The sequence below is a fragment of the Pseudomonas sp. Mb7 genome (genome assembly GCF_054790525.1).
In genome coordinates, this window is record NZ_CP186501.1 from 4,105,539 (window position 1) to 4,126,441 (window position 20,903).

General features: G+C 58.6%; 21 protein-coding genes. 7 read left to right on the plus strand and 14 right to left on the minus strand.

The genetic code is table 11. The features are described 5' to 3' along the window. Nucleotides 1-73: 73 nt before the first annotated feature. Entirely contained in the window at nt 74-1,015 is a 942-nt protein-coding gene (locus ACOYXH_RS18525) for a fatty acid desaturase (RefSeq protein ID WP_220556888.1), read from the minus strand. A 325-nt stretch (nt 1,016-1,340) separates the two neighbouring features. On the opposite strand from ACOYXH_RS18525, the gene ACOYXH_RS18530 reads away from it, so the two are divergent. After that, on the plus strand, nt 1,341-1,760 hold the full coding sequence (locus ACOYXH_RS18530; RefSeq protein ID WP_095048178.1) for a GNAT family N-acetyltransferase: 420 nt from the start codon (nt 1,341-1,343) through the stop codon (nt 1,758-1,760). A 129-nt stretch (nt 1,761-1,889) separates the two neighbouring features. Here the strand turns inward: ACOYXH_RS18530 and def are convergent, their stop codons facing one another. From def to ACOYXH_RS18545, 3 genes are all read right to left on the minus strand, one after another. Next, on the minus strand, nt 1,890-2,429 hold the full coding sequence (gene def, locus ACOYXH_RS18535) for a peptide deformylase (RefSeq protein ID WP_095126179.1): 540 nt from the start codon (nt 2,427-2,429) through the stop codon (nt 1,890-1,892). A gap of 2 nt (nt 2,430-2,431) precedes the next feature. Beyond that, the gene (locus ACOYXH_RS18540) at nt 2,432-3,382 is read right to left on the minus strand and encodes a YihY/virulence factor BrkB family protein (RefSeq protein ID WP_007917840.1); all 951 of its coding nucleotides are present in this window, start codon (nt 3,380-3,382) and stop codon (nt 2,432-2,434) included. Between the two features lie 164 nt (nt 3,383-3,546). Further along, nucleotides 3,547-3,738: a CsbD family protein gene (locus ACOYXH_RS18545; RefSeq protein ID WP_027612573.1), complete on the minus strand. Its 192-nt coding sequence runs from the start codon at nt 3,736-3,738 to the stop codon at nt 3,547-3,549. Between the two features lie 197 nt (nt 3,739-3,935). Between ACOYXH_RS18545 and ACOYXH_RS18550 the strand changes: the two genes are divergently transcribed. Then, the gene (locus tag ACOYXH_RS18550; RefSeq protein WP_007917843.1) at nt 3,936-4,313 is read left to right on the plus strand and encodes a hypothetical protein; all 378 of its coding nucleotides are present in this window, start codon (nt 3,936-3,938) and stop codon (nt 4,311-4,313) included. Between the two features lie 250 nt (nt 4,314-4,563). On the opposite strand, the gene fadD1 is transcribed toward ACOYXH_RS18550, so the two are convergent. Both fadD1 and fadD2 read right to left on the minus strand, forming a co-directional pair. After that, the gene (gene fadD1 / locus ACOYXH_RS18555; RefSeq protein WP_095048180.1) at nt 4,564-6,261 is read right to left on the minus strand and encodes a long-chain-fatty-acid--CoA ligase FadD1; all 1,698 of its coding nucleotides are present in this window, start codon (nt 6,259-6,261) and stop codon (nt 4,564-4,566) included. 347 nt (nt 6,262-6,608) lie between these two features. Then, entirely contained in the window at nt 6,609-8,297 is a 1,689-nt protein-coding gene (gene fadD2 / locus ACOYXH_RS18560; RefSeq protein ID WP_095048181.1) for a long-chain-fatty-acid--CoA ligase FadD2, read from the minus strand. A 199-nt stretch (nt 8,298-8,496) separates the two neighbouring features. Between fadD2 and ACOYXH_RS18565 the strand changes: the two genes are divergently transcribed. Together ACOYXH_RS18565 and ACOYXH_RS18570 are read left to right on the plus strand one after the other, a co-directional pair. Further along, nucleotides 8,497-9,441 (plus strand): alpha/beta hydrolase, encoded by a 945-nt coding sequence (locus ACOYXH_RS18565; RefSeq protein WP_095048182.1) that lies wholly within the window; start codon nt 8,497-8,499, stop codon nt 9,439-9,441. A 42-nt stretch (nt 9,442-9,483) separates the two neighbouring features. Continuing rightward, nucleotides 9,484-9,954, plus strand: coding sequence for a MaoC family dehydratase (locus ACOYXH_RS18570; protein ID WP_003227420.1), 471 nt, complete (start codon nt 9,484-9,486; stop codon nt 9,952-9,954). Between the two features lie 255 nt (nt 9,955-10,209). Here the strand turns inward: ACOYXH_RS18570 and ACOYXH_RS18575 are convergent, their stop codons facing one another. Beyond that, complete coding sequence (locus tag ACOYXH_RS18575; RefSeq protein ID WP_016983691.1) at nt 10,210-10,677, minus strand: ferritin-like domain-containing protein; 468 nt, start codon at nt 10,675-10,677, stop codon at nt 10,210-10,212. A 205-nt stretch (nt 10,678-10,882) separates the two neighbouring features. On the opposite strand from ACOYXH_RS18575, the gene ACOYXH_RS18580 reads away from it, so the two are divergent. Together ACOYXH_RS18580 and ACOYXH_RS18585 are read left to right on the plus strand one after the other, a co-directional pair. Further along, nucleotides 10,883-11,119, plus strand: coding sequence for a DUF3820 family protein (locus tag ACOYXH_RS18580; RefSeq protein ID WP_003227425.1), 237 nt, complete (start codon nt 10,883-10,885; stop codon nt 11,117-11,119). Between the two features lie 31 nt (nt 11,120-11,150). Continuing rightward, a complete protein-coding gene (locus ACOYXH_RS18585; RefSeq protein WP_095048183.1) occupies nt 11,151-12,332 on the plus strand; it encodes an aminotransferase class V-fold PLP-dependent enzyme in 1,182 nt (393 codons plus the stop codon). On the opposite strand, the gene ACOYXH_RS18590 is transcribed toward ACOYXH_RS18585, so the two are convergent. From ACOYXH_RS18590 to zwf, 4 genes are all read right to left on the minus strand, one after another. Beyond that, complete coding sequence (locus tag ACOYXH_RS18590) at nt 12,329-12,907, minus strand: peptidase associated/transthyretin-like domain-containing protein (protein WP_220556891.1); 579 nt, start codon at nt 12,905-12,907, stop codon at nt 12,329-12,331. The genes ACOYXH_RS18585 and ACOYXH_RS18590 overlap by 4 nt on opposite strands. A gap of 280 nt (nt 12,908-13,187) precedes the next feature. Beyond that, entirely contained in the window at nt 13,188-13,853 is a 666-nt protein-coding gene (locus ACOYXH_RS18595) for a bifunctional 4-hydroxy-2-oxoglutarate aldolase/2-dehydro-3-deoxy-phosphogluconate aldolase (RefSeq protein ID WP_008082815.1), read from the minus strand. Nucleotides 13,854-13,870: 17 nt separating this feature from the next. Further along, the gene (gene pgl, locus ACOYXH_RS18600) at nt 13,871-14,581 is read right to left on the minus strand and encodes a 6-phosphogluconolactonase (RefSeq protein ID WP_095048185.1); all 711 of its coding nucleotides are present in this window, start codon (nt 14,579-14,581) and stop codon (nt 13,871-13,873) included. Then, nucleotides 14,568-16,034: a glucose-6-phosphate dehydrogenase gene (zwf, locus tag ACOYXH_RS18605; protein ID WP_064119140.1), complete on the minus strand. Its 1,467-nt coding sequence runs from the start codon at nt 16,032-16,034 to the stop codon at nt 14,568-14,570. The genes pgl and zwf overlap by 14 nt, the downstream gene beginning before the upstream one ends. Nucleotides 16,035-16,260: 226 nt before the next feature. Here zwf and ACOYXH_RS18610 point away from each other — a divergent pair, with 226 nt between their 5' ends. Continuing rightward, complete coding sequence (locus tag ACOYXH_RS18610; RefSeq protein ID WP_171057240.1) at nt 16,261-17,121, plus strand: MurR/RpiR family transcriptional regulator; 861 nt, start codon at nt 16,261-16,263, stop codon at nt 17,119-17,121. 80 nt (nt 17,122-17,201) lie between these two features. Here the strand turns inward: ACOYXH_RS18610 and ACOYXH_RS18615 are convergent, their stop codons facing one another. The 3 genes from ACOYXH_RS18615 to ACOYXH_RS18625 all read right to left on the minus strand — a co-directional run bounded on the left by ACOYXH_RS18615 (nt 17,202) and on the right by ACOYXH_RS18625 (nt 20,903). Then, entirely contained in the window at nt 17,202-18,056 is an 855-nt protein-coding gene (locus ACOYXH_RS18615; protein WP_064391715.1) for a D-hexose-6-phosphate mutarotase, read from the minus strand. Nucleotides 18,057-18,169: 113 nt separating this feature from the next. Beyond that, nucleotides 18,170-19,519, minus strand: coding sequence for a carbohydrate porin (locus tag ACOYXH_RS18620; RefSeq protein ID WP_095126181.1), 1,350 nt, complete (start codon nt 19,517-19,519; stop codon nt 18,170-18,172). Between the two features lie 223 nt (nt 19,520-19,742). Then, nucleotides 19,743-20,903 (minus strand): ABC transporter ATP-binding protein, encoded by a 1,161-nt coding sequence (locus ACOYXH_RS18625; RefSeq protein ID WP_095048187.1) that lies wholly within the window; start codon nt 20,901-20,903, stop codon nt 19,743-19,745.

The following is a 20,903-nucleotide window of genomic DNA, read 5'->3' on the forward strand; positions in this document are numbered from 1 at the left end:
CAACAGATCCATCAACTGACACGACGCCTTCGCGAGCAGGCTCGCTCCCACAGGGTTTTGTGGTGTTCTTGGGTTAGTGGTAAGGATGCTCGGGACTGTCGATCGGCTTGACTCCATGGCGCCGCCAGAACTCGCCATACCCATGCACCAGAAACCCGCCACTGCGCGCGATCCATTGCTCGCGATGCATCCGGTAAACCGTCGGCAAGTCGTACCACGCCAGCTTCGGCAAGTCGTGATGCACCAGATGAAAATTCAGATTCAGGAACAACCAGCGCCATGGCCAACCCGCTTCGTTCAAGACGGTGCGCTGCTCCGGCTGCGCATGCGGGCGGTGTTCATAGTAGGAGCGGATCATCGCAATCGACAGCGCCGGCACGCTGATCAGCAGCACGTAATGCCAGACCGGCAGCACGCTGACACGGGCGACAAACCACAGCATCAATAACGTGAGCAGGCCGTGGGTCAGCCACATCAACCAGGCCTGGCGCTCGCCATTCTTCAGCCGCAGCAACTCTTCTTTGGCCAGCGCCATCAGCGCCAGCGGTGCGCCGATCACAAAGCGCCCGAGCACGGTTTTGTTCAACCAGTGCAAGCTGCGTTCAAACGGCGAACTGCCCTGCCAGCCAACGCGGGTCAGATAGCGGCTTTCCGGATCGACGCCGGGCACGGTGAGATCCTCGTCACGGTGATGCAGCAAATGGCTGTCGCGATACAGCGTGTACGGATACCACACGGCAAACGGCGCGTAGCCAAGGATCTTGTTGAAGCGAACCCAGCGCGTCGGATGCCCGTGCAGCAACTCGTGCTGCAACGACAGCCACAACACCAGCAGCGGAGTCAGCAACAGCGTGCTCAAGGCACGGCCCAGCCAATGACTATTGAGAACAATGGCAAACCAGCCGCCATAGACGCCGATCAGCAACAACCAGGTCGGCCACTCGGTACGGGCAGTAAAGCGTTGGCGCAGGGTTTCGATCTGCTGACGATGGGCGGCGTCGAAGTAATGGGGCATGGCATTGCTCGGAACGGGACTCTTCCCCTTCTGTGCAACGACGCGGTGCAATCTTGCAGATTATTTTCGGGTTCAGGCAGGAGCCCGAGAACCGGGCTCCGGAAAGGCGTGATCAGTGACCGAAGATGTCAACCTTTTTGGCTTTCTTCTCTGCGCGTTTTTCAATCGCGGTCTTGGCCGGTTTCTTCTTTGCGGCTTTCTTTGAATCCATACCTTTGGACATGATGCGTACTCCACTCACAGGGGATGTAGGCTCAGGTATACACCTATCCTGTTGCGCGCGTTCTTTTATAATCGCCGCTTTCAGCGCCGACAGTCCGATCCCATGCCCGACACCCAATACAGCCTGCTCGACGAGTCGTTATGGCCGTTGATGAACAAGTTTTACCGCAGCCACCAGTCCTCGATGAAAGCGGTTCGTGAGGCACAATTGTGGGTCGCGCGACGGGGCGAGATTGTTGCCGCGTTGTGCTTGCGGCCAGTGTCCGGCGGGCATTGGTTGACCGGGCTGTTCGTTGATCCGGGGTGTCGTGAACAGGGCATTGCCGCAAAGCTGATTGCAGCGGCGGTGCAGGATGTGAGCGAGCCGGTGTGGCTGTTCTGTCATCCGGATTTGCGCGAGTTTTATGAGCGACGCGGATTCACGTTCGACCCGGCGCTGCCGCAGGCGATGGCGGAGCGCTTGAGCCGGTATGCGCGGAGCAAGCCGATGATTGCGATGGAAAGGGTTCCCGCTCAATCCTGAAGGACATGCAAAAACCAATGTGGGAGCGATCCTGCTCGCGAAAGCGGTGTGTCAGTCACAGAATCTGTCACTGATATTGCGCATTCGCGAGCAGGTTCGCTCCCACAGGGATATGTGCTGGGCACTGGATCAATCGTCAGCTGTGGGATCAAGATCCGGGAACATCACTTCGGTAAAACCGAACTTAGTGAAGTCGGTGATGCGCGACGGGTACAACCTGCCGATCAGGTGATCGCATTCGTGCTGCACAACCCGTGCGTGGAAACCTGAAGCAATGCGCACAATCGGCTCGCCCTTCGGATCAAACCCTTCGTAGCGGATCTGCTGATAACGATCTACCGCGCCACGCAAACCCGGCACCGACAGACACCCTTCAAAGCCCTCCTCCATCAACGGACTCAACGGCGTGATCAGCGGATTGATCAGGATCGTCTGCGGCACCGCTTCAGCGTCCGGGTAGCGTTCGCTGTGTTCGAAACCAAAGATCACCAATTGCAGATCGACACCGATCTGCGGCGCCGCCAAGCCGACGCCGCCGACGCTTTCCATGGTCTGGAACATGTCGTCGATCAGTTGCCACAGCTCGGGGCTGTCGAACATCTCGGCTGGCACGGGCGGGGCAATGCGCAGCAGGCGCTCGTCGCCCATTTTCAGAATTTCACGGATCATGATCAGACTTCGTCAGTGTCCGGCTTGAGCGAATGATCGCGGCCCAGGCCCGAGACGTGTTGTTTGGGATGTTCATCGAGTTCGCCGGGGACTTTCTCACCCGCATCCTTGCCCTCGCTGGACATGTGCTCGATCACCGCGTTCATCTCGGCGCCGAGCAACAGCACCGCAGCGGAAATGTAGAAATACAGCAACAGCACGATGATCGCCCCGATGCTGCCATACATCGCGTTGTAGTTGGCGAAGGTCTTCACGTAGAAAGCGAAACCCAACGAGGCGATGATCCACACCACCACGGCCAATACCGAACCGGGGGTGATGAAGCGGAATTCCTGTTTGACGTCGGGCATGACGTAGTAGATCAGTGCCACCGCGACCATCATCAGAATCACGATCACCGGCCAGCGCGCGATGGTCCACACGGTGACGATGAAGTCTTCCAGTCCCACCTGCGCGGCGATCCAGCCCATCACCTGCGGCCCGAGCACCATCAGCGCAGCGGCCACCAGGAGCATGCCGGCAATGCCGACGGTGTAGACAATCGACAGTGGAAAACGCTTCCAGATCGGCCGGCCTTCGACCACGTCGTACGCGGCGTTCATCGCGCTCATCATCAAGCGCACGCCCGCGGAGGCAGTGTACAGGGCGATAACGATACCGACGGAAAGCAGGCCACCCTTGGACTGCTGTAACTGGTCAATCACCGGGTTGACCTGCTCCAGCGCCTGCGGTGGCAGGACCAGTTCCGATTGCAGGCGCAGCCAGGAGAAAAAGTCCGGCAGGTGCAGGAAACCGATCAGGGCGATCAGGAACAGAATGAACGGGAACAGCGAGAACAGCATCTGGTAGGCCAGTGCCGAGGCATAGGTCGACATCTCGTCGTCGACGAATTCAGTGACCGTGCGCACCATCACCCGATGCAGGGGCAGACCTTTCATGTCTGGAAATATCATTCGCGTCTCCTTTCGCCGCAATACAGGTTGAAGTCGTGGCGACTCAGGGGCCGTTTTTTACATCACGGTAGCCTGTTTGGCGAACCTCGTCGGGTTGCTGCAGGCTTTTGACACAAAAACGGCCATCCTTGGATGGCCGTTCATGTATTTCGTTCAAGGCTGAATTACGCCTTGTCGACACCTTTCTTGATGGCGTCCTTGGCTTTACCGACCGCTTGCTGGGCCTCGCCTTTTTTCTCTTGCAGTTTGCCTTCGGCTTGCAGCTTGGTGTTGTCGGTGGCTTTACCGACGCCTTGCTTGACGTTGCCGACTGCTTCGTTGGCCATGCCTTTTACTTTATCGCCTGTGCTACTCATGGTGTTTCTCCTTGGTGCAATTAGGGGGAAAAGTCAGTACGTAATGATTGACTGGCCGGGTTTGCGCCAAGTTTCATTTATTTTCAGCGGCTCATTTCGTCGCGGCGTGCAGGTTGGGCTTTATGTTTGCGTGCGTAGCCCCGAGAATGCGCAACATATGGGCGTCAAGCGCCAGGAACCGATCCCGCAGGAATGTTATGAAACTCGATAAAACGCAGGCCATCGCCCGTCGCAACAAGGAACTGGGCGGCGCCGTGCTCGGCACCAACAACTGCCACTTCGCCGAACTGAACCGTAACCGCAACATCTGGTGGTTCGATCTGCCGGTGTCGCGTCTGGCCATCGGTCAGTACGAGTGGATTCACCTGCTGATGCACACGCCAGCCACTGACGAACTGCTGCACCTGAAAGTGCCGACGGTGTTTCTGCGTGAAAAGCTGGAAGGGCTGGTGATTCGTAATGAAGGCAAGCGTAAAGCCGCGTTGAGCCTGGAATTGAGTGCGGACAAGGACTCGTATCTGCAGGACATGCGTCCGGCGGGGACCAATGTGAATTTTGCGCCGTTCCGTCAGTAGGATTTGGCAGCCCCCTTTCCCTCACCCTAGCCCTCTCCCAAGGGAGAGGGGACTGACCGAGGTGTCTGGACGAGGTACGCCGACCTGAGATTCCGAGTTGAACTCAGATTCTAAACAGCCCCCCGATCGGCTCCCTTCCCCCTCGCCCCCCTGGGGGAGAGGGTTGGGGTGAGGGGGTAGGATTTACCGGACACTGCAAACTCCCTCGCATACACCAACAAAAAGCCCCGCATCTGCGGGGCTTGGTGTTTTAGGCGGCGGACTTGGCCTTGATCTTCTTCAGCTCTTCATCACGCAACTCGCGGCGCAGGATCTTGCCGACGTTGGTGGTCGGCAACGCATCGCGGAACTCCACCGAACGTGGCACCTTGTAACCCGTGACGTTGGCGCGCATGTGCTCCATCACGGTTTCCTTGGTCAGCGTGACGCCCGGTTTGGCGACGATGAAAATCTTGATCGCCTCACCCGATTTCTCGTCCGGCACGCCGATGGCTGCGCACTGCAACACACCCGGCAGGGTCGCCAGCACGTCTTCCAGTTCGTTCGGGTAGACGTTGAAACCGGAGACCAGAATCATGTCTTTCTTGCGATCAACGATGCGCATGTAGCCGTCCGGCTGGATCAGCGCGATGTCACCGGTCTTCAGCCAGCCTTCGCTGTCGAGCATTTCATCGGTGGCTTCCTGACGCTGCCAGTAACCCTTCATCACTTGCGGGCCCTTTACGCACAGTTCGCCGATTTCACCCAGCGGCTGCTCGACACCGGCATCATCGATGACTTTGCACAGGGTCGATGGCACCGGAATACCGATGGTGCCGATCTGGATGTTCTGGATCGGGTTGACCGTGGCCACCGGGCTGGTTTCGGTCATGCCGTAACCTTCGCAGATGGCGCAACCGGTGACCGCTTTCCAGCGCTCGGCAGCGGCCAGTTGCAAGGCCATGCCGCCGGACAACGTAACTTTCAGCGCCGAGAAATCCAGCTTGCGGAAACCTTCGTTGTTGCACAGCGCGACAAACAGCGTGTTGAGGCCGACGAAACCGCTGAACTTCCACTTCGACAGTTCCTTGACCATCGCCGGCAGGTCGCGCGGATTGCTGATGAGGATGTTGTGGTTGCCGATAAGCATCATCGCCATGCAATGAAAGGTGAACGCATAGATGTGGTAAAGCGGCAGCGGCGTGATCAGGATCTCGCAACCTTCATTGAGGTTGGAACCCATCAGCGCCTTGCACTGCAGCATGTTGGCGACGAGGTTGCGATGGGTCAGCATCGCGCCCTTGGCCACGCCCGTGGTGCCGCCGGTGTATTGCAGCACCGCAACGTCGCCGCTGTCGGGATTGGCTTCGGCCACCGGTTGACCCTGGCCCTTGCTCAGCACGTCATTGAACTTGACGGCTTTTGGCAAGTGATAGGCCGGAACCATTTTCTTCACGTACTTGATGACACTGTTGATCAGCAGGCGCTTGATCGGTGGCAGCAGGTCGGCGACTTCGGTGACGATGACGTGTTTGACGCCGGTTTTCGGCACCACGGTTTCAGCCAAATGCGCCATGTTCGCCAGGCAAACAAGGGCTTTGGCGCCGGAGTCGTTGAATTGGTGTTCCATTTCCCGCGCGGTGTACAGCGGGTTGGTGTTGACCACGATCAGCCCGGCGCGAATCGCACCGAAGACGGCCACCGGGTACTGCAGAACGTTGGGCAGTTGCACGGCGATTCGATCGCCGGGCTGCAAATCGGTATGCTGTTGCAGATACGCGGCAAACGCACCGGACAATTCGTACAACTCACCGTAGGTGATTGTCTTGCCCAGGTTGCTGAAAGCCGGTTTGTTGGCGAAGCGTTGGCAGGATTGCTTCAACACTGCCTGAATGTTCGGATACTCGTCCGGATTGATGTCGGCAGCAATTCCAGCCGGGTATTTATCCTTCCAAAAGTCTTCGATCATGGAAGCCCACTCCTCAGCAACGCGAATTCTTCACCGCATTTGATGCGATTATTATTGGTGTGTGTTTGGTATTGGTGAATCTGGCTTTTACAGAGGCCGAGAAGTCACAAAGCGCGCCGAGAGTAGCAGCTTTGCCAAGGGTCGACTAGAGCCAAAAGCGGCCCCTACAGTCATTATCATGACTCAAGACTACCTAGCAGTCATTTTAGAGCAAAAATCCTAGAACACCTTTTAAGCCCCGGTTTTCGGGGGCTTAAAGCAAAAGATCGCAGCCTTCGACAGCTCCTACAGGAAATGCATTCCAAGGTAGGAGCTGCCGAAGGCTGCGATCTTTGTGTTTTTGACTTTTACGCGATATCGCGCAACTCGCGCCGCAGAATTTTCCCGACAGGCGTCATCGGCAATGACTCACGCAACACGATGTGTTTCGGCACCTTATACGCAGTGAAATTCTCTTTGCAGTAAGCCTTGAGTTCTTCGAGACTGACCCCGGTTTCCCGCGCCACCACAAACAGCTTCACCGCCTCCCCGGAACGCTCGTCCGGCACGCCGATCACCGCGCAATTGGCGACCTTCGGGTGCGCCATCACTACGTCTTCGATCTCGTTCGGATAAACGTTGAAACCGGAGACGATGATCATGTCCTTCTTGCGATCGACGATGCGCACGAAACCGTCCGGATCGATCACCGCAATGTCACCGGACTTGAACCAGCCCTCGGCATCCAGCACTTCGGCAGTGGCCTCAGGCTTGTGCCAATAACCTTTCATGATCTGCGGGCCCTTGATGCACAACTCGCCGCGCTCGCCCATCGGCTGTTCGACACCGTCATCGTTGATGACTTTGAGCAACGTGCCCGGCACCGGCAAGCCGACCGTGCCCAGCCGCGACTGGTCGCCGTACGGGTTGGTGCAGGCCACTGGCGAGGTTTCGGTCAGGCCGTAACCCTCGGTGATGCGGCAACCGGTCATCTGTTCCCAACGCTCGGCGGTGGCTTTGACCAGCGCGGTGCCGCCTGAGTTGGTGAGCTTCAGGCTGGAGAAATCGAGGGTCTTGAAATCCGGGTGATCCATCAGCGCCACGAACAAGGTGTTCAGGCCCAATAGCGCGGAGAAGCGCCAGTTCTTCAGCTCCTTGATGAAGCCGGCAATGTCGCGCGGGTTGGTGATCAGCACGTTGTGGTTGCCGGAAACCATCATGCACATGCAGTTCGCGGTGAAGGCATAGATGTGATAAAGCGGCAGCGGTGCGATCATCACTTCCTGGCCTTCGCGCAGCAGCGGCTGCCCGTCCGGGCCGAGTTGCGCGAGACAGGCGCGCACTTGCTGCATGTTCGCCACCAGATTGCCGTGGGTGAGCATCGCGCCTTTCGCCAGCCCGGTGGTGCCACCGGTGTATTGCAGCACGGCGATGTCGTCGAGGCTGACCTTCAGCGGCTTGATGCCCAGACCTCGGCCCATGCGCAGTGCGCTTTTGAAGGAGATGGCCTGCGGCAGCGAATACGCCGGGACCATTTTCTTCACTTTGCTGACCACGGTGTTGACCAGCCAGCCCTTGGCGGTGGGCATCAGGTCGCCCATTTTGGCTTCGATCAAGTATTGGATGTCGGTGTCGGCCAGTACTTCCTGGACCTTCTGGCCGAACATGTTCAGGTACACCAGCGCCCGCGCGCCGGAATCCTTGAACTGGTGGCGCATCTCCCGTGCGGTATACAGCGGGTTGGTGTTGACCACGATCAGCCCGGCACGCAGTGCACCGAACACGGCAATCGGGTAATGCAGGATGTTGGGCATCTGCACGGCGATGCGATCGCCCGGAACCAGATCGGTATGCGCCTGCAGGTAACCGGCGAAGGCGGCGCTCTGCCGCTCAAGTTCAGCGTAAGTCAGGGTGATCCCCATATTGCTGAACGCCGGGCGATCAGCGAACTTCTTGCAGGAACGCTCGAACACCTCGATCACCGACTTGAACTCACCCATGTCGATGTCCAGCGGTACGCCGGCCGGGCGCTTGTCGTTCCAGAAATCAGGTTGCATTGTTCTTGTCCTCTTTACCTGAGCCGATCCGGGCCGCTTTCTGTCATTTCTGAAAAAGCGGAGCTTCACGGACACTAGCAGTTATGGCCATTGAGGCAAATATGGCCAAAGCCGTCATTGATCGTGTGAATCTTCCTGCCGTGGCGTGGGCTGATCAGACGCGCTATACAATGATCCGACTTTGAGCAAAGGAATCGCCATGATCCACGACACCCTATGGCTGGACGCGAGTGACCGCAGCCGCCTGTTCGTCAATCAATGGCTGCCGGCGGCGCCGTTGAAAGCGGTGATCCTGCTGGCCCATGGCATGGCCGAACACAGCGGCCGCTATGCGCGATTGGCGGACACGTTTTGCGACAAAGGATATGGCGTGTACGCGCCGGATTTACGCGGACATGGCAAAACCGCCAATCACGGTACCCTCGGCCACTTCGCCGATGACGACGGCTGGTGCAAAGTACTCGGCGATCTAGCCAGCCTCAATCAGCACATCGGCCAGCAGCACCCTGGTGTGCCGATCATCCTGCTGGGGCACAGTATGGGTAGCTACCTCGCCCAAGGTTATCTGCTGCATCACAGCGCCAGCCTGCACGGGGCGATTCTCAGTGGTTCCAACTTTCAACCCGTTGCGCTGTACCGCGCTGCGCGGCAGATCGCTCGCCTGGAAAAACTGCGTCAGGGTGGCAAGGGTCGCAGCGCGTTGATCGAGTGGCTGTCGTTCGGCTCGTTCAATAACAAGTTCAAACCGGCGCGCACACCGTTCGACTGGCTGAGCCGCGACCCGGCCGAGGTCGACCTGTACGCCAACGACCCACTGTGTGGCTTTCGCTGCACCAATCAACTGTGGATCGACCTGCTCGGCGGCTTGCAGCAGATCAGCAAAGCGTCCAATCTCGCCCAGATCGACCCGGGCCTGCCGCTGCTGGTAATCGGCGGCGAATGTGATCCGGTGAGTGAAGGCAAGCGTCTGACAGATCTGGCTAATGCGTTGCGCACGGCCGGCAGCCAGCACCTGCAACTGAAGATCTACCCGCAGGCGCGGCACGAATTGTTCAACGAAACCAACCGCGACGAAGTGATCGCTGATGTGCTGGCCTGGATCGATCAGGCCTTGAGCCATCCGCGACCTCATCGCAGCGAATAATTTTTTGTGGATTCACTGAATCCGTCACAGGAATCGAGACCGATGACCCAGGTTACCAACATCCCTTACGAAGCCCTCGAAGTCGGCCAGACCGCCAGCTACAGCAAGACCGTCGAAGAGCGCGACATCCAGCTGTTCGCCGCGATGTCGGGCGACCACAACCCGGTGCACCTGGACGCCGAGTTCGCTGCCGCCAGCATGTTCAAGGAGCGTATCGCCCACGGTATGTTCAGCGGTGCGCTGATCAGTGCCGCCGTTGCCTGCGAGCTGCCTGGGCCCGGCACTATTTATATCGGTCAGCAGATGAGCTTTCAGAAGCCGGTGAAGATCGGTGACACGCTGACCGTGCGCCTGGAAATTCTCGAGAAGCTACCGAAGTTTCGCGTGCGCATTGCCACTCGTGTGTTCAACCAGCGTGATGAGCTGGTGGTGGATGGTGAGGCTGAGATTCTGGCGCCGCGTAAGCAGCAGACGGTGACGTTGCCGACTTTGCCGGCGATTAGCATTGGCTGATTGATTAGCGGGGTGTCAGGTAAAGCTTTTCCCCCTCACCCCAGCCTCTCCCCAGGGGGGCGAGGGGGAAAGGGAGCCGATCTTCGTGCTTTTCAAAACCTGAGTTCACCTCAGATCGCTCAAGTCGGTGTATCTCCAACAGCCACCTCGGTCAGTCCCCTCTCCCTCCGGGAGAGGGCTAGGGTGAGGGGCTTGTGCTTTTTCCAGACACAAAAAACGCCAGACTAGCTGGCGTTTTTTATAACCGGCAAACGCTTACGAACGAGCGCGAGCCTGGTTACGCAGGGCTTTCACCTGGTCGTGGTTGCGTTGTACGCCGTGGTATTGGCGTTCAACCAGGTCACGAATACCTACCAGATTATGCTTGCTGATTTTCTCGAGGGCTTCTTTGTAGGCCTTCAGCGCATGGTCTTCACCGCGCTCTGCTTCGTTCAGTACAGCCTCTTCGTCTTTGCCGGTGAACATGGCTTTGACGTCGACCCAGCGACGGTGCAGGTCACCGCTGACGCTGGTGGAAGTTTCCGGATCGCCGCCCAGCTTGCGAACTTCGGCTTGCAGTTCTGCTGCAGCGGTGGCGCAATCAGCGGAGCGAGTTACAAACAGGGTTTTCAGTTCTGGGTGCTTGATGTCTTCAGCGCAAGTCTTGAACCCTTCCTGACCGTCCTTGCTGGTTTCAATCAGGTCATTGAGTACAGAGATGGCTTCTTTATTCATGTCGGTCATTTTTCAATTCCTTGCGATTGGTTGAAGATGCAAGGGATATTGCAGTGTGCATGCCAGCTTTTTTATTTTTAAAAAATACTTATAAATCAGTTAGTTAAAGATAAGTGAACTATCTGCATCACGGTTATTTGCATGATCTGTCATTTGGCCTGCATGCAGAATGCCTGTATTTTCCAAGCTGATTTGAAGCCAGACGATCTCACCGATGAATCCTGAAAAACTCGAACTGCTGATAACCCGCGAAATGCCCTTCGGTAAATACAAAGGCCGGATCATTGCTGACCTGCCGGGGCCATACCTGAACTGGTTTGCCCGCGAAGGTTTCCCGCACGGCGAACTCGGTGGCTTGCTCGCACTGATGCAGGAGATCGACCATAACGGCCTCTCGGACCTGCTCGAACCGCTGCGCGCCAAACACGGCAAACCTGCTCCGCGCCATTGAAGCGCCCTCCTCTCTCTTGAGTCAGCCGACCATGCCCGATAACACCCGCCGCGCCCGTGACGAAGCCTTTTGGCGAACGTTCGCCGATCGTTACGACGTTCAACCCGGCCCCGTGAACCTGGAAAACGGTTATTTCGGGCGCATGTCGCGCACGGTGATCGAGGAATACCAGCGCAACATCGAGCTGATCAACACCAGCAACTCGGTGTACGTGCGCCAGCGTTTCGAGCAGCACGACAACCTCGATATTCGCGCGCAACTGGCCGAGTTGATTGGCGTGCGCGCGCAGAGTGTGGCGTTCACCCGCAATGCCACCGAAGGCCTGCAGTCGCTGATTCGCAACTACAACCGCTTGCAACCGGGCGATCAGGTGCTGATCAGCGATCTGGAATACGACACGGTCAAAGGCGCCATGCGCTGGCTCGCCAGGCAGCGCGGCGCTGAAGTGATCGAGATTGCTCACGCGCACCCGACGAGCTACGACAGCCTGGTGGAGACTTACCGCGAAGCCTTCGTCGGTCATCCGCAAGTCAAGCTGATGGCCCTGACTCACGTCACTCACCGCACCGGTCTGGTCATGCCGGTGCAAGCCATCGCCGCGCTGGCCAAAGAGCATGGCGTCGATGTCATCCTAGATGGCGCCCATGCACTCGGTCAGATCGAGTTCGATCTTGATGCCCTCGGCATCGCTTTCGCCGGATACAACCTGCACAAATGGATCGGCGCACCGCTCACCCTCGGCTTCCTCTATATCGCGCCACACCGCCTGGCCGACATTGATCCGGACATGGGCGAAATGCATTACCCGGGCAATGACATCCGTGCGCGCACTTCGTACAGCACGCCCAACATTCCGGCGCTGATGACCTTGCCGCTGGTGTTCGAGGAGCACCGTTCCCTCGGCGGCGCACCAGCCAAGGGCGCTCGCCTGAATTATCTGCGCAACCTTTGGGTCAGCGCGGTGCGGCACTTGCCGGGCATCGAAGTGATGACGCCAGACGACCCTCGGCTGTATTGCGGCATCACATCCATGCGCTTCACTCGACACGACGATCAACAGGCGATGGCCGAACGTCTGCTCAACGACTACAACCTGTTCACCGTGGTGCGCCATGGCGCAGCCAGCGGGCCGAGCATCCGCATTACACCGGGGCTGACCACCACCGCTGCCGACATGCAGTTACTGGTGCGGGCGCTGAACGAGCTGCGCTAAAACACCGCGCCCGTGGACTTTTCGTAGCCCGCAAGGCCGATCTGCGACGACACCGCAAATGTGTCGACGCCGATCGTCTGGCAACCGAAGTAGCCATCCTCCACGCCTGCCCCGGCAATCGGTCGCAACTCCAGCCGCGAGGCGTCATTTCCGATGGTCTCACAGCGGCAGGCACAGGGCAGATGCAGCCGTCCGTTCCAGGCTTCGTGAAGTGCTTGCGAATGTTGATCGTCGCTGGCGATGCACACGGTCATGGCGATGCACGAAGCACCACCAGAGGGTCGATCCGGGTAAATACTGGTAAACCGTACGATGCCTTGACTGTCGGTCGACTGGGTTCCACACAGCGTATCGGCACCAATGTGCTGTTCGATCCAGACCCGGGCGCCAACCACCGGCTCACCGGTCATGAGATCGACCAGGGTCAGACGCAAAACCAGTGGCAGGCCTTCGACACCGCTACTGATGTTGCGCTCCTTGCCTTCGGTTTTGCGCCAATCGAAGCTGCCAGGGATTTGAATGGTCCGTTGCCGCAGAGGTGGGTGTGGCAAGACTACTGATTGATGGTCATCCATGAGGCGTTCTCTCTTCCGTAAGATGAACGCAGATTAGCGCCACGCAAACGCGGCTGTGCGGTAACTATGTATCGCGTCGTAACGGTGTCGATGTAGGAGCTGCCGAAGGCTGCGATCTTTTGATGTTGGCGCTCAAGAGCAAGGTCAAAAGATCGCAGCCTCGTTTCACTCGACAGCTCCTACATGACTTCTACACAGCAATTTTCAGGCAAAAAAAAACGGTGCACCGACCAAGCGCACCGTAAAGCCGTAGAACACACAACGAAGTGTCTGGTAACAATCAGTCCAGCAGCGCCAGTGCCTCAGCGGTGCATTCCTGAATACGGGCCCAGTCGCCGTTCTTGATCCACTCCGGATCAAGCATCCAGCTACCGCCCACGCACATGACGTTTTTCAGCGCCATGTAGCTCTTGATGTTGGCCGGGCCGACGCCGCCAGTCGGGCAGAATTTCACTTCGCCGAACGGACCGCCGAGGGCCTTGATTGCTGCTACACCACCGCTGACTTCAGCCGGGAACAGCTTGAAGCGGCGATAACCCAGACCGTAGCCTTCCATGATGCCCGAGGCGTTGCTGATGCCCGGCAACAGCGGAATCGGGCTGTCGACGCTGGCTTCCAGCAGGTCGCGGGTGATGCCTGGGGTGACAATGAACTGCGAGCCAGCGGCTTCGGCAGCCGCGAGCATGTTGCGATCGAGCACGGTGCCAGCACCGGTCATCAATTCCGGACGCTGGTCGCGCAGGATCTGGATGGCCTTGAGGCCAAACTGCGAACGCAGGGTCACTTCCAGCGCGGTGAGGCCACCGGCAGCCAGAGCGTCAGCCAGTGGCAGCACGTCCTGTTCGCGAGCGATGGTAATCACCGGCAGGATCCGCGCCTTGGCGCAGAGGCTGTCGATCAGGGCAACTTTGTCCGCCATGGAAACGGTCGGGGATGGGGTTGTCATAGCGGCTGTTCCTTGGCTCATGGGCACCAGTAAATCTCTAACGTAGGTTGCAGAAACGCGCGCACCGGCATGGCGGCGACGTCGGATGCCAGCGCGGCATTCAGGGTGGTCAGTTTCGACTGACCGGAAATCGACAGAATCTTGTGTTTGGCCGAGGCCAGCAGCGCACGACTCATGGTCAGGCGTTGACGCGGCACGCTTGGCGCCAGCATCGGCCAGCAACGGCGCGTGCCATCAGCCTGCAGCGCTTCGGCGAGGTTCGGGCTGTCGGGGAACAGCGACGCGGTGTGACCGTCATCGCCCATGCCCAATACCAGCACGTCAATCGGCGGCAATTCGGCAAGCAAGCGATCAGCCTGTTCAGCAGCCTGCTCGACGTTGGCCGCCGCGCTATACAGGCTGAGGAACTGCGCCTTGGCTGCCGGGCCTTTGAGCAGGTATTGCTTGAGCAAACCGGCATTACTGTCGGCATGTTCAACCGGTACCCAGCGCTCGTCGGCGAGGGTCACGACGACCTTCGACCAGTCCAGTTCCTGCTTGGCCAGGTGCTGGAAAAACGCCACCGGGCTACGACCGCCGGACACCACCAGCACCGCGTTGCCGCGTGCAGCAATGGCGTCGCTCAATTGCTTGGCGACGTTCAGCGCCAGACCTTCGGCCAACAACACCGGGCTCTTGAATTCGTGAGCGTTCACGCCCGCAGGCAGTTGCACATCAGATATCGCCATACCACGACCTCCCGTCCCGCGTGATCAATGCAATGGAGCTCATCGGCCCCCACGACCCGGCCGCATACGGCTTGGGCGCGTCACCGGATTTTTTCCACCCGGCAATCAGCTGGTCACACCATTTCCACGCGGCTTCGATTTCATCTTTACGGACAAACAGGTTCTGATTGCCGTTCATCACTTCCAGCAACAACCGCTCGTAGGCATCGGGGATCCGCGCGCTACGCCAGGTGTCGGAAAAATTCAGTTGCAGCGGGCCGCTGCGCAGTTGCATGCCTTTGTCCAGGCCCTGCTCTTTGGTCATCACGCGCAAGGAAATGCCTTCGTCCGGTTGCAGGCGGATGATCAGTTTGTTGCTGATCTGCAGGCGTTGTTCCGGCGCAAAAATGTAGTGCGACGGTTCCTTGAAGTGGATGACGATCTGCGACAGTTTTTGCGGCATGCGCTTGCCGGTCCGCAGGTAGAACGGCACGCCGGCCCAGCGCCAGTTGCGGATATCGGCACGCAAAGCGACGAAGGTTTCGGTGTCGCTCTGGGTGTTGGAATTCGGTTCTTCGAGGTAACCCGGTACGGATTTGCCTTCGCTGTGGCCAGCGATGTACTGGCCGCGCACCACCTGTGTGGTGAGGCCTTCCGGACTGATCGGCGCGAGCGCCTTGAGCACTTTTACCTTTTCGTCGCGGATGCTGTCGGCGGACAGGTCGGCCGGCGGGTCCATGGCAATCAGGCAAAGCAGCTGTAACAGGTGATTCTGGATCATGTCGCGCAGTTGGCCGGCCTTGTCGAAGTAGCCCCAACGGCCTTCGATACCAACCTTCTCGGCCACGGTGATTTCCACGTGGGAGATGTAATTCTGGTTCCACTGGGTTTCGAACAGGCTGTTGGCGAAACGCAGGGCGATCAGGTTCTGAACGGTTTCTTTGCCCAGGTAGTGGTCGATGCGGTAGGTACGGTTCTCCGGGAAGAACTGCGCCACGGCGTCGTTAACCTTGCGCGAGGATTCGAGGTCGGAGCCGATCGGCTTTTCCAGTACCACGCGGGTATTTTCTGCCAGACCGACTTTCGCCAGGTTTTCGCAGATCGCGCCGTACACCGCCGCAGGGGTGGCGAAGTAGGCAATCATGCGTTGCGTGCTGCCAGCCAGTTCGGCCAGCGCCACGTAATCTTCGGATTTGAGGAAGTCGACGTGCAGGTAGGTCAGGCGTGCGAGAAAACGCTCGGCGACGGCCTCGTCCAGCTCTTTGCCCACATAACGACGCAGTTCGGCGGCGATGAACGCCATGTGCTGTTGCTCGGAACCTTCTTCACGGGCCAACGCGATGATGCGCGTGTCCTCGTGCAGCAGGTCGGCGCCATCGAGATGATAAAGGGCAGGAAACAGCTTGCGCAGGGCCAGATCGCCAAGCGCGCCGAACAAGGCAAAGGTGCACGGTTCAACCGTAATCGAAGGCATGATGTTTGTTCTTTTATCAAGTTAAGCTACAAATACCTTTTTTCAAGGCATCACTCAAGGGAAAATGTAGTAATAACCACAACATTTTCGCAAAATACAGATTCCGAGTGGTGGTCGGTCGGAGCCATCAGTAGGATAGGCCACCGTTACGGGCCATATCAAAGGCCCAATTTGCATAGCCCGGCGCACCTTTGCGCAGGTGAATTAGGAATTCCATATGGACCGCGTGCGAAATTTACTGGAACAGATCCAGAGTCGCCTTGAAGACCTGAACAAGGCCGAACGCAAAGTCGCCGAGGTGATCCTGCTCAACCCGCAGCAGGCCACCCGCTTCAGCATCGCCGCCCTCGCCCAGGCAGCCTCGGTGAGCGAACCGACGGTCAACCGTTTCTGCCGTTCGTTCGGTGTCAGCGGCTATCCCGAACTCAAGCTGCAACTGGCGCAGAGTCTGGCCAGCGGCGCGGCGTATGTCAGCCGCGCGGTCGAGGCCGACGACAATCCCGAGGCCTACACGCAGAAGATTTTCGGCAGCGCCATCGCGTCCCTGGACAGTGCCTGTCAGGCGCTGGACCCGAACCTGATCAGCCGCGCTGTCGACCTGTTGATTCAGGCGCGACAGATCCACTTCTTCGGCCTCGGCGCTTCGGCACCGGTGGCACTGGATGCGCAGCACAAGTTCTTCCGCTTCAACCTGGCGGTGACCGCGCATGCTGATGTGTTGATGCAGCGGATGATTGCGTCGGTGGCGCACACCGGTGAGTTGTTCGTGATTATTTCCTACACCGGCCGCACCCGCGAGTTGGTCGAGGTGGCACGTATTGCTCGCGAGAACGGGGCTTCGGTGTTGGGTTTGACGGCGGAGAATTCGCCGCTGGCCAAGGCCAGTACCTTGAGCCTGAATATTCCGTTGCCGGAAGACACCGACATTTATATGCCAATGACTTCGCGGATCATTCAGTTGACGGTGCTGGATGTGTTGGCGACCGGGATGACGTTGCGTCGCGGGGTGGATTTCCAGCCGCATTTGCGCAAGATCAAAGAGAGTTTGAATGCCAGCCGGTATCCGGTGGGTGACGAGTTTAATTAGGACGCTTCGCGTAAAAGATCGCAGCCTTCGGCAGCTCCTACAGGGGTTGATCGTTCCCACGCTCTGCGTGGGAACGATCATCAAGCCGCCGCCCACGCCTGCAAACTCAAATGCGCCTTCTCCCCCGGCGCCAGGTGCAAGCTGTCCGTCCCACCCGCCGCCGCTTCCACACAGACAAACTCCGAAATCTCATCCCAGCTCACGCCCAACAACGGCCGCGCGCCCGGATGCCAGACCACCGTGTCCGCACTGTCACCGGTATCAATGCACAACTCACGCTGCCAGGCGTGATCTTTCAGCTGCAATTCGCCGTCATGCTGGAACACCCGCTGACAGCCGCCATCCACCCGCAACTCGCCTTCCTGCTGGCAAACCTGGCGATTCAACTGGTCATAGCCCTGCGCACCTTCAAGCCCAGACAGCGCTATCTCGCCGACATCGCCAATACGCCAGTAAGCGTGCAAAGCCTGGCTCAACTGGCACGGCATATCGTCCTGATGCTCGGTGCTCAGGCGCAGTTCCATGCGTTCGCCCAGATGTGCATGCAGGTCAACCTGCCAGTCGCACAGCTGCAATTGCCAGTGCAGGCGCACGCCATCTTCGGCGCTGCTGCTGTCGAGCAACTTCCAGTCGAGCAGTCGCGCCCAACCATGCGATGGCCAGGCGTTTTCGCTGGGATGACGGCCATACCACGGCCAACACACCGGCACGCCACCGCGAATGGCACCCACATGCGGCCACTTCGCCGCACACCACAACCACGGCTTTTGCCCGCGCGGCTGAAAGTGCAGCAACTGCGCGCCCTGACGACTGAACACCGCCTGACACAGCGGGTGATCGATCACCAACACGTCGCGCATCTGATAGCGCTCCCAGGCGAACACCGGTTGTTCACGCAGGGATTTGAAGAAGCGTTGTAGCGGATGCTCATGCATTTGCCACGATCCTGAACTCGTCTTTCACAGGGGTGCGCCGCCCCCAAAAAAAAGCGGACAGCCTTGGCTGTCCGCAAATATGCGCACATAGAGAGGAGCTTATCGCAGACGCGTTAGAACGTAGACTGAATTTTCAGGCCAGCGACCAATGCGTTGTCCACTTCATCCACACCACCCGGGTGAGTGATGTACTGCAGGTTAGGACGTACGGTCAGCCAGTTGGTGACGTGGAAGCCGTAGTTGATCTCGTAGTTGTATTCGGTTTCACGAATTGGCGAGAACACCGGATTGTCGTAGTCCGACACACCGTTGGAAGCGTTCAGCAGTTCGGCGTTTTTCTTCACGTCGTCGTTGACGTGGATACGTGCCGCGCCGATACCGACGTCATCCTTCGGACGCGCGTCGAACGGGCCTTTGTAGACAAACATCACCGACTGATAGTTGTCGATGAAGTTGGTGTCCTTGTCGTGGAACGTGGCGTTGGCCGCGATGTTCAGACCGCGGGTCGCATCACCGTTGTGGCTGGTGAGTTGCTGTTGCGCGACGAACCAGTAGCCGCTTTTGCTGCTGTGGGTCTTGTAGGCATCGCCAGTAGTAGCAGCGTCGAAACCGTTGACGTCTTCGCGAACGTCGTCGGCATCGGCCGTGCTCTTGTAGTAACCGACGCGGTATTCGCCCGGCAGGCTGTTGACCTTCGGCGACCAGACCAGCTCGACCGGAAGAACGGTACCTTTGGTGCCGCTGCCGCTGAGTTTGAAGCCGTTGCCGTGTTCCAGCTGCGACGGGTTCTGGTTGTACGCACCGATTTGCGCGTAGAGCTCGTCGTTGATGTTGTACTTCACGCGGATAGCAGCCTGGCTGACCGGCCAGTTGTACCAGATGTTGGTGGCCCAGTTACCCACTTGCGAGCCGCAGAACGCCAGGTTCTGGAAGTCGCACGGGAAGGTGTTGAAGTCTTCGCCTTCACCGAAGTAACCAGCCTTGACGTCGAGTTTGTTGTCGAAGAACTGGTGCTGAATCCACAACTGGGTCAGACGCACCATGTGGCCACGGCCGTAAACTTCTTGCGACGAACTCAAGGTGCCGGCACGCGGATCGCCAACGCGGTCGTTGGAGATGTTGTAACCGTTACGGTTGGTCAGCTGGATCTTCGCCTGAGTGTTATCCCAGCCCCACAGCTTTTGCAGATCGAGTGCCACGCCCAGACCGAACTGATCAGCGTAACGCGCAGTCTTGTCGTCGTTGTAGCCACCGTTCAGGTTGCCACCGACTTCCCCAACGTAGTCAGCCTTGATATCGATACCCTGCTCGATCAGCTTGGTACGCTCGCCACCCCAGTCGCCGGTCATCCATTTCGAATCGGAACTGAAGGCATCCGCCGCCATGGCGTTACCGGCCAGCACCAAGGCCGCCGCAGCCGACACTTGGCAGATCAACCGGGCATTGACGTGTTTCTTTTTCATCCCTACATCCTCGTCTTTATTGTTATTAACTGTTTTTATCTAACGCGGTTTACATAAAGTGCGATGGATTACAGGCAATCCACCGCGTGCTCCTTTTGGAATCCAATCCCTGTGGGAGCTGGCTTGCCAGCGATGGCGGTGCTTCAGGCGACATCCATGTTGGATGTGCCGGCCTCATCGCTGGCAAGCCAGCTCCCACATGACCGCATTCCAGCATCGATCTTCAGCGGCCTTTGAATTGGGCGACGTTCGCAGACCGCGCATCGGTCTGTGGTTGCCCGGCAGTGCCGAGGCGCTCACCGGTGTTGGCATCAAACAACAACACTTTCGACGGATCGAATTGCAGCGTCAGGTTCTCGCCCACCTGCGGTGCCACATCCGGCGCCAAGCGACAGCAGACTTTGGTTTCATTGAGGTTGACGAATACCAGAGTGTCCGGACCGGTCGGCTCGGTCACCTGCACTTCGGCACGAATGCTCGGCAGGCCATTGCCCTCGCCGTTCGCCAGTACGATTTGCTCCGGGCGCAGGCCGAGGATCACTTCGCGATCTTCGAGCCCGGCGTCCTGCATGCTCATCGGTAACTCGCAACGCGCCTGGCCGCTGTCGAGCAGCGCCAGCAGACGGCCGTCCTTGCGCTGCAGGCGCAGCGGAATGAAGTTCATCGGCGGCGAACCGATGAAACTCGCGACGAACAGGTTGGCCGGATCGTTGTAGATCTCTTTCGGCGTGCCGAACTGCTGAATGATGCCGTCCTTCATCACCGCCACTTTGTCGCCCAGGGTCATCGCTTCGATCTGGTCGTGGGTCACGTAGACCGTGGTGGTTTTCAGGCGCTGGTGCATCAGTTTCATTTCGGTGCGCATCTCGACGCGCAGCTTGGCGTCGAGGTTGGACAACGGTTCGTCGAACAGATAAATCTTCGGTCGCCGCGCCAGGGCACGGCCCATCGCCACACGCTGTTGCTGACCACCGGAGAGTTGACCCGGCTTACGGTTCAGCAGGTGTTCGATCTGCAACAGCTTGGCGACGCGCGCGACTTCTTCGTCGATCGCCGACTGCGGCATCTTGCGGATCTTCAGACCGAATTCGATGTTCTCGCGCACGCTCATGGTCGGGTACAGCGCGTAGGACTGGAACACCATGGCGATGTCGCGATCCTTCGGGCTCATGCCGCTGACGTCCTGGTCGCCGATCATGATCGCGCCGCCGGTGATGGTTTCCAGGCCGGCGATGCAGTTCATCAGGGTCGACTTGCCGCAGCCCGACGGGCCGACGAGGATCAGGAACTCACCGTCCTTGATCGACAGTTCGATGTTCTTCAGGGTGTCCGGCAGGCCGGCACCGTAGGTCTTGTTGACGTTGCGAAGTTCGAGCGTTGCCAT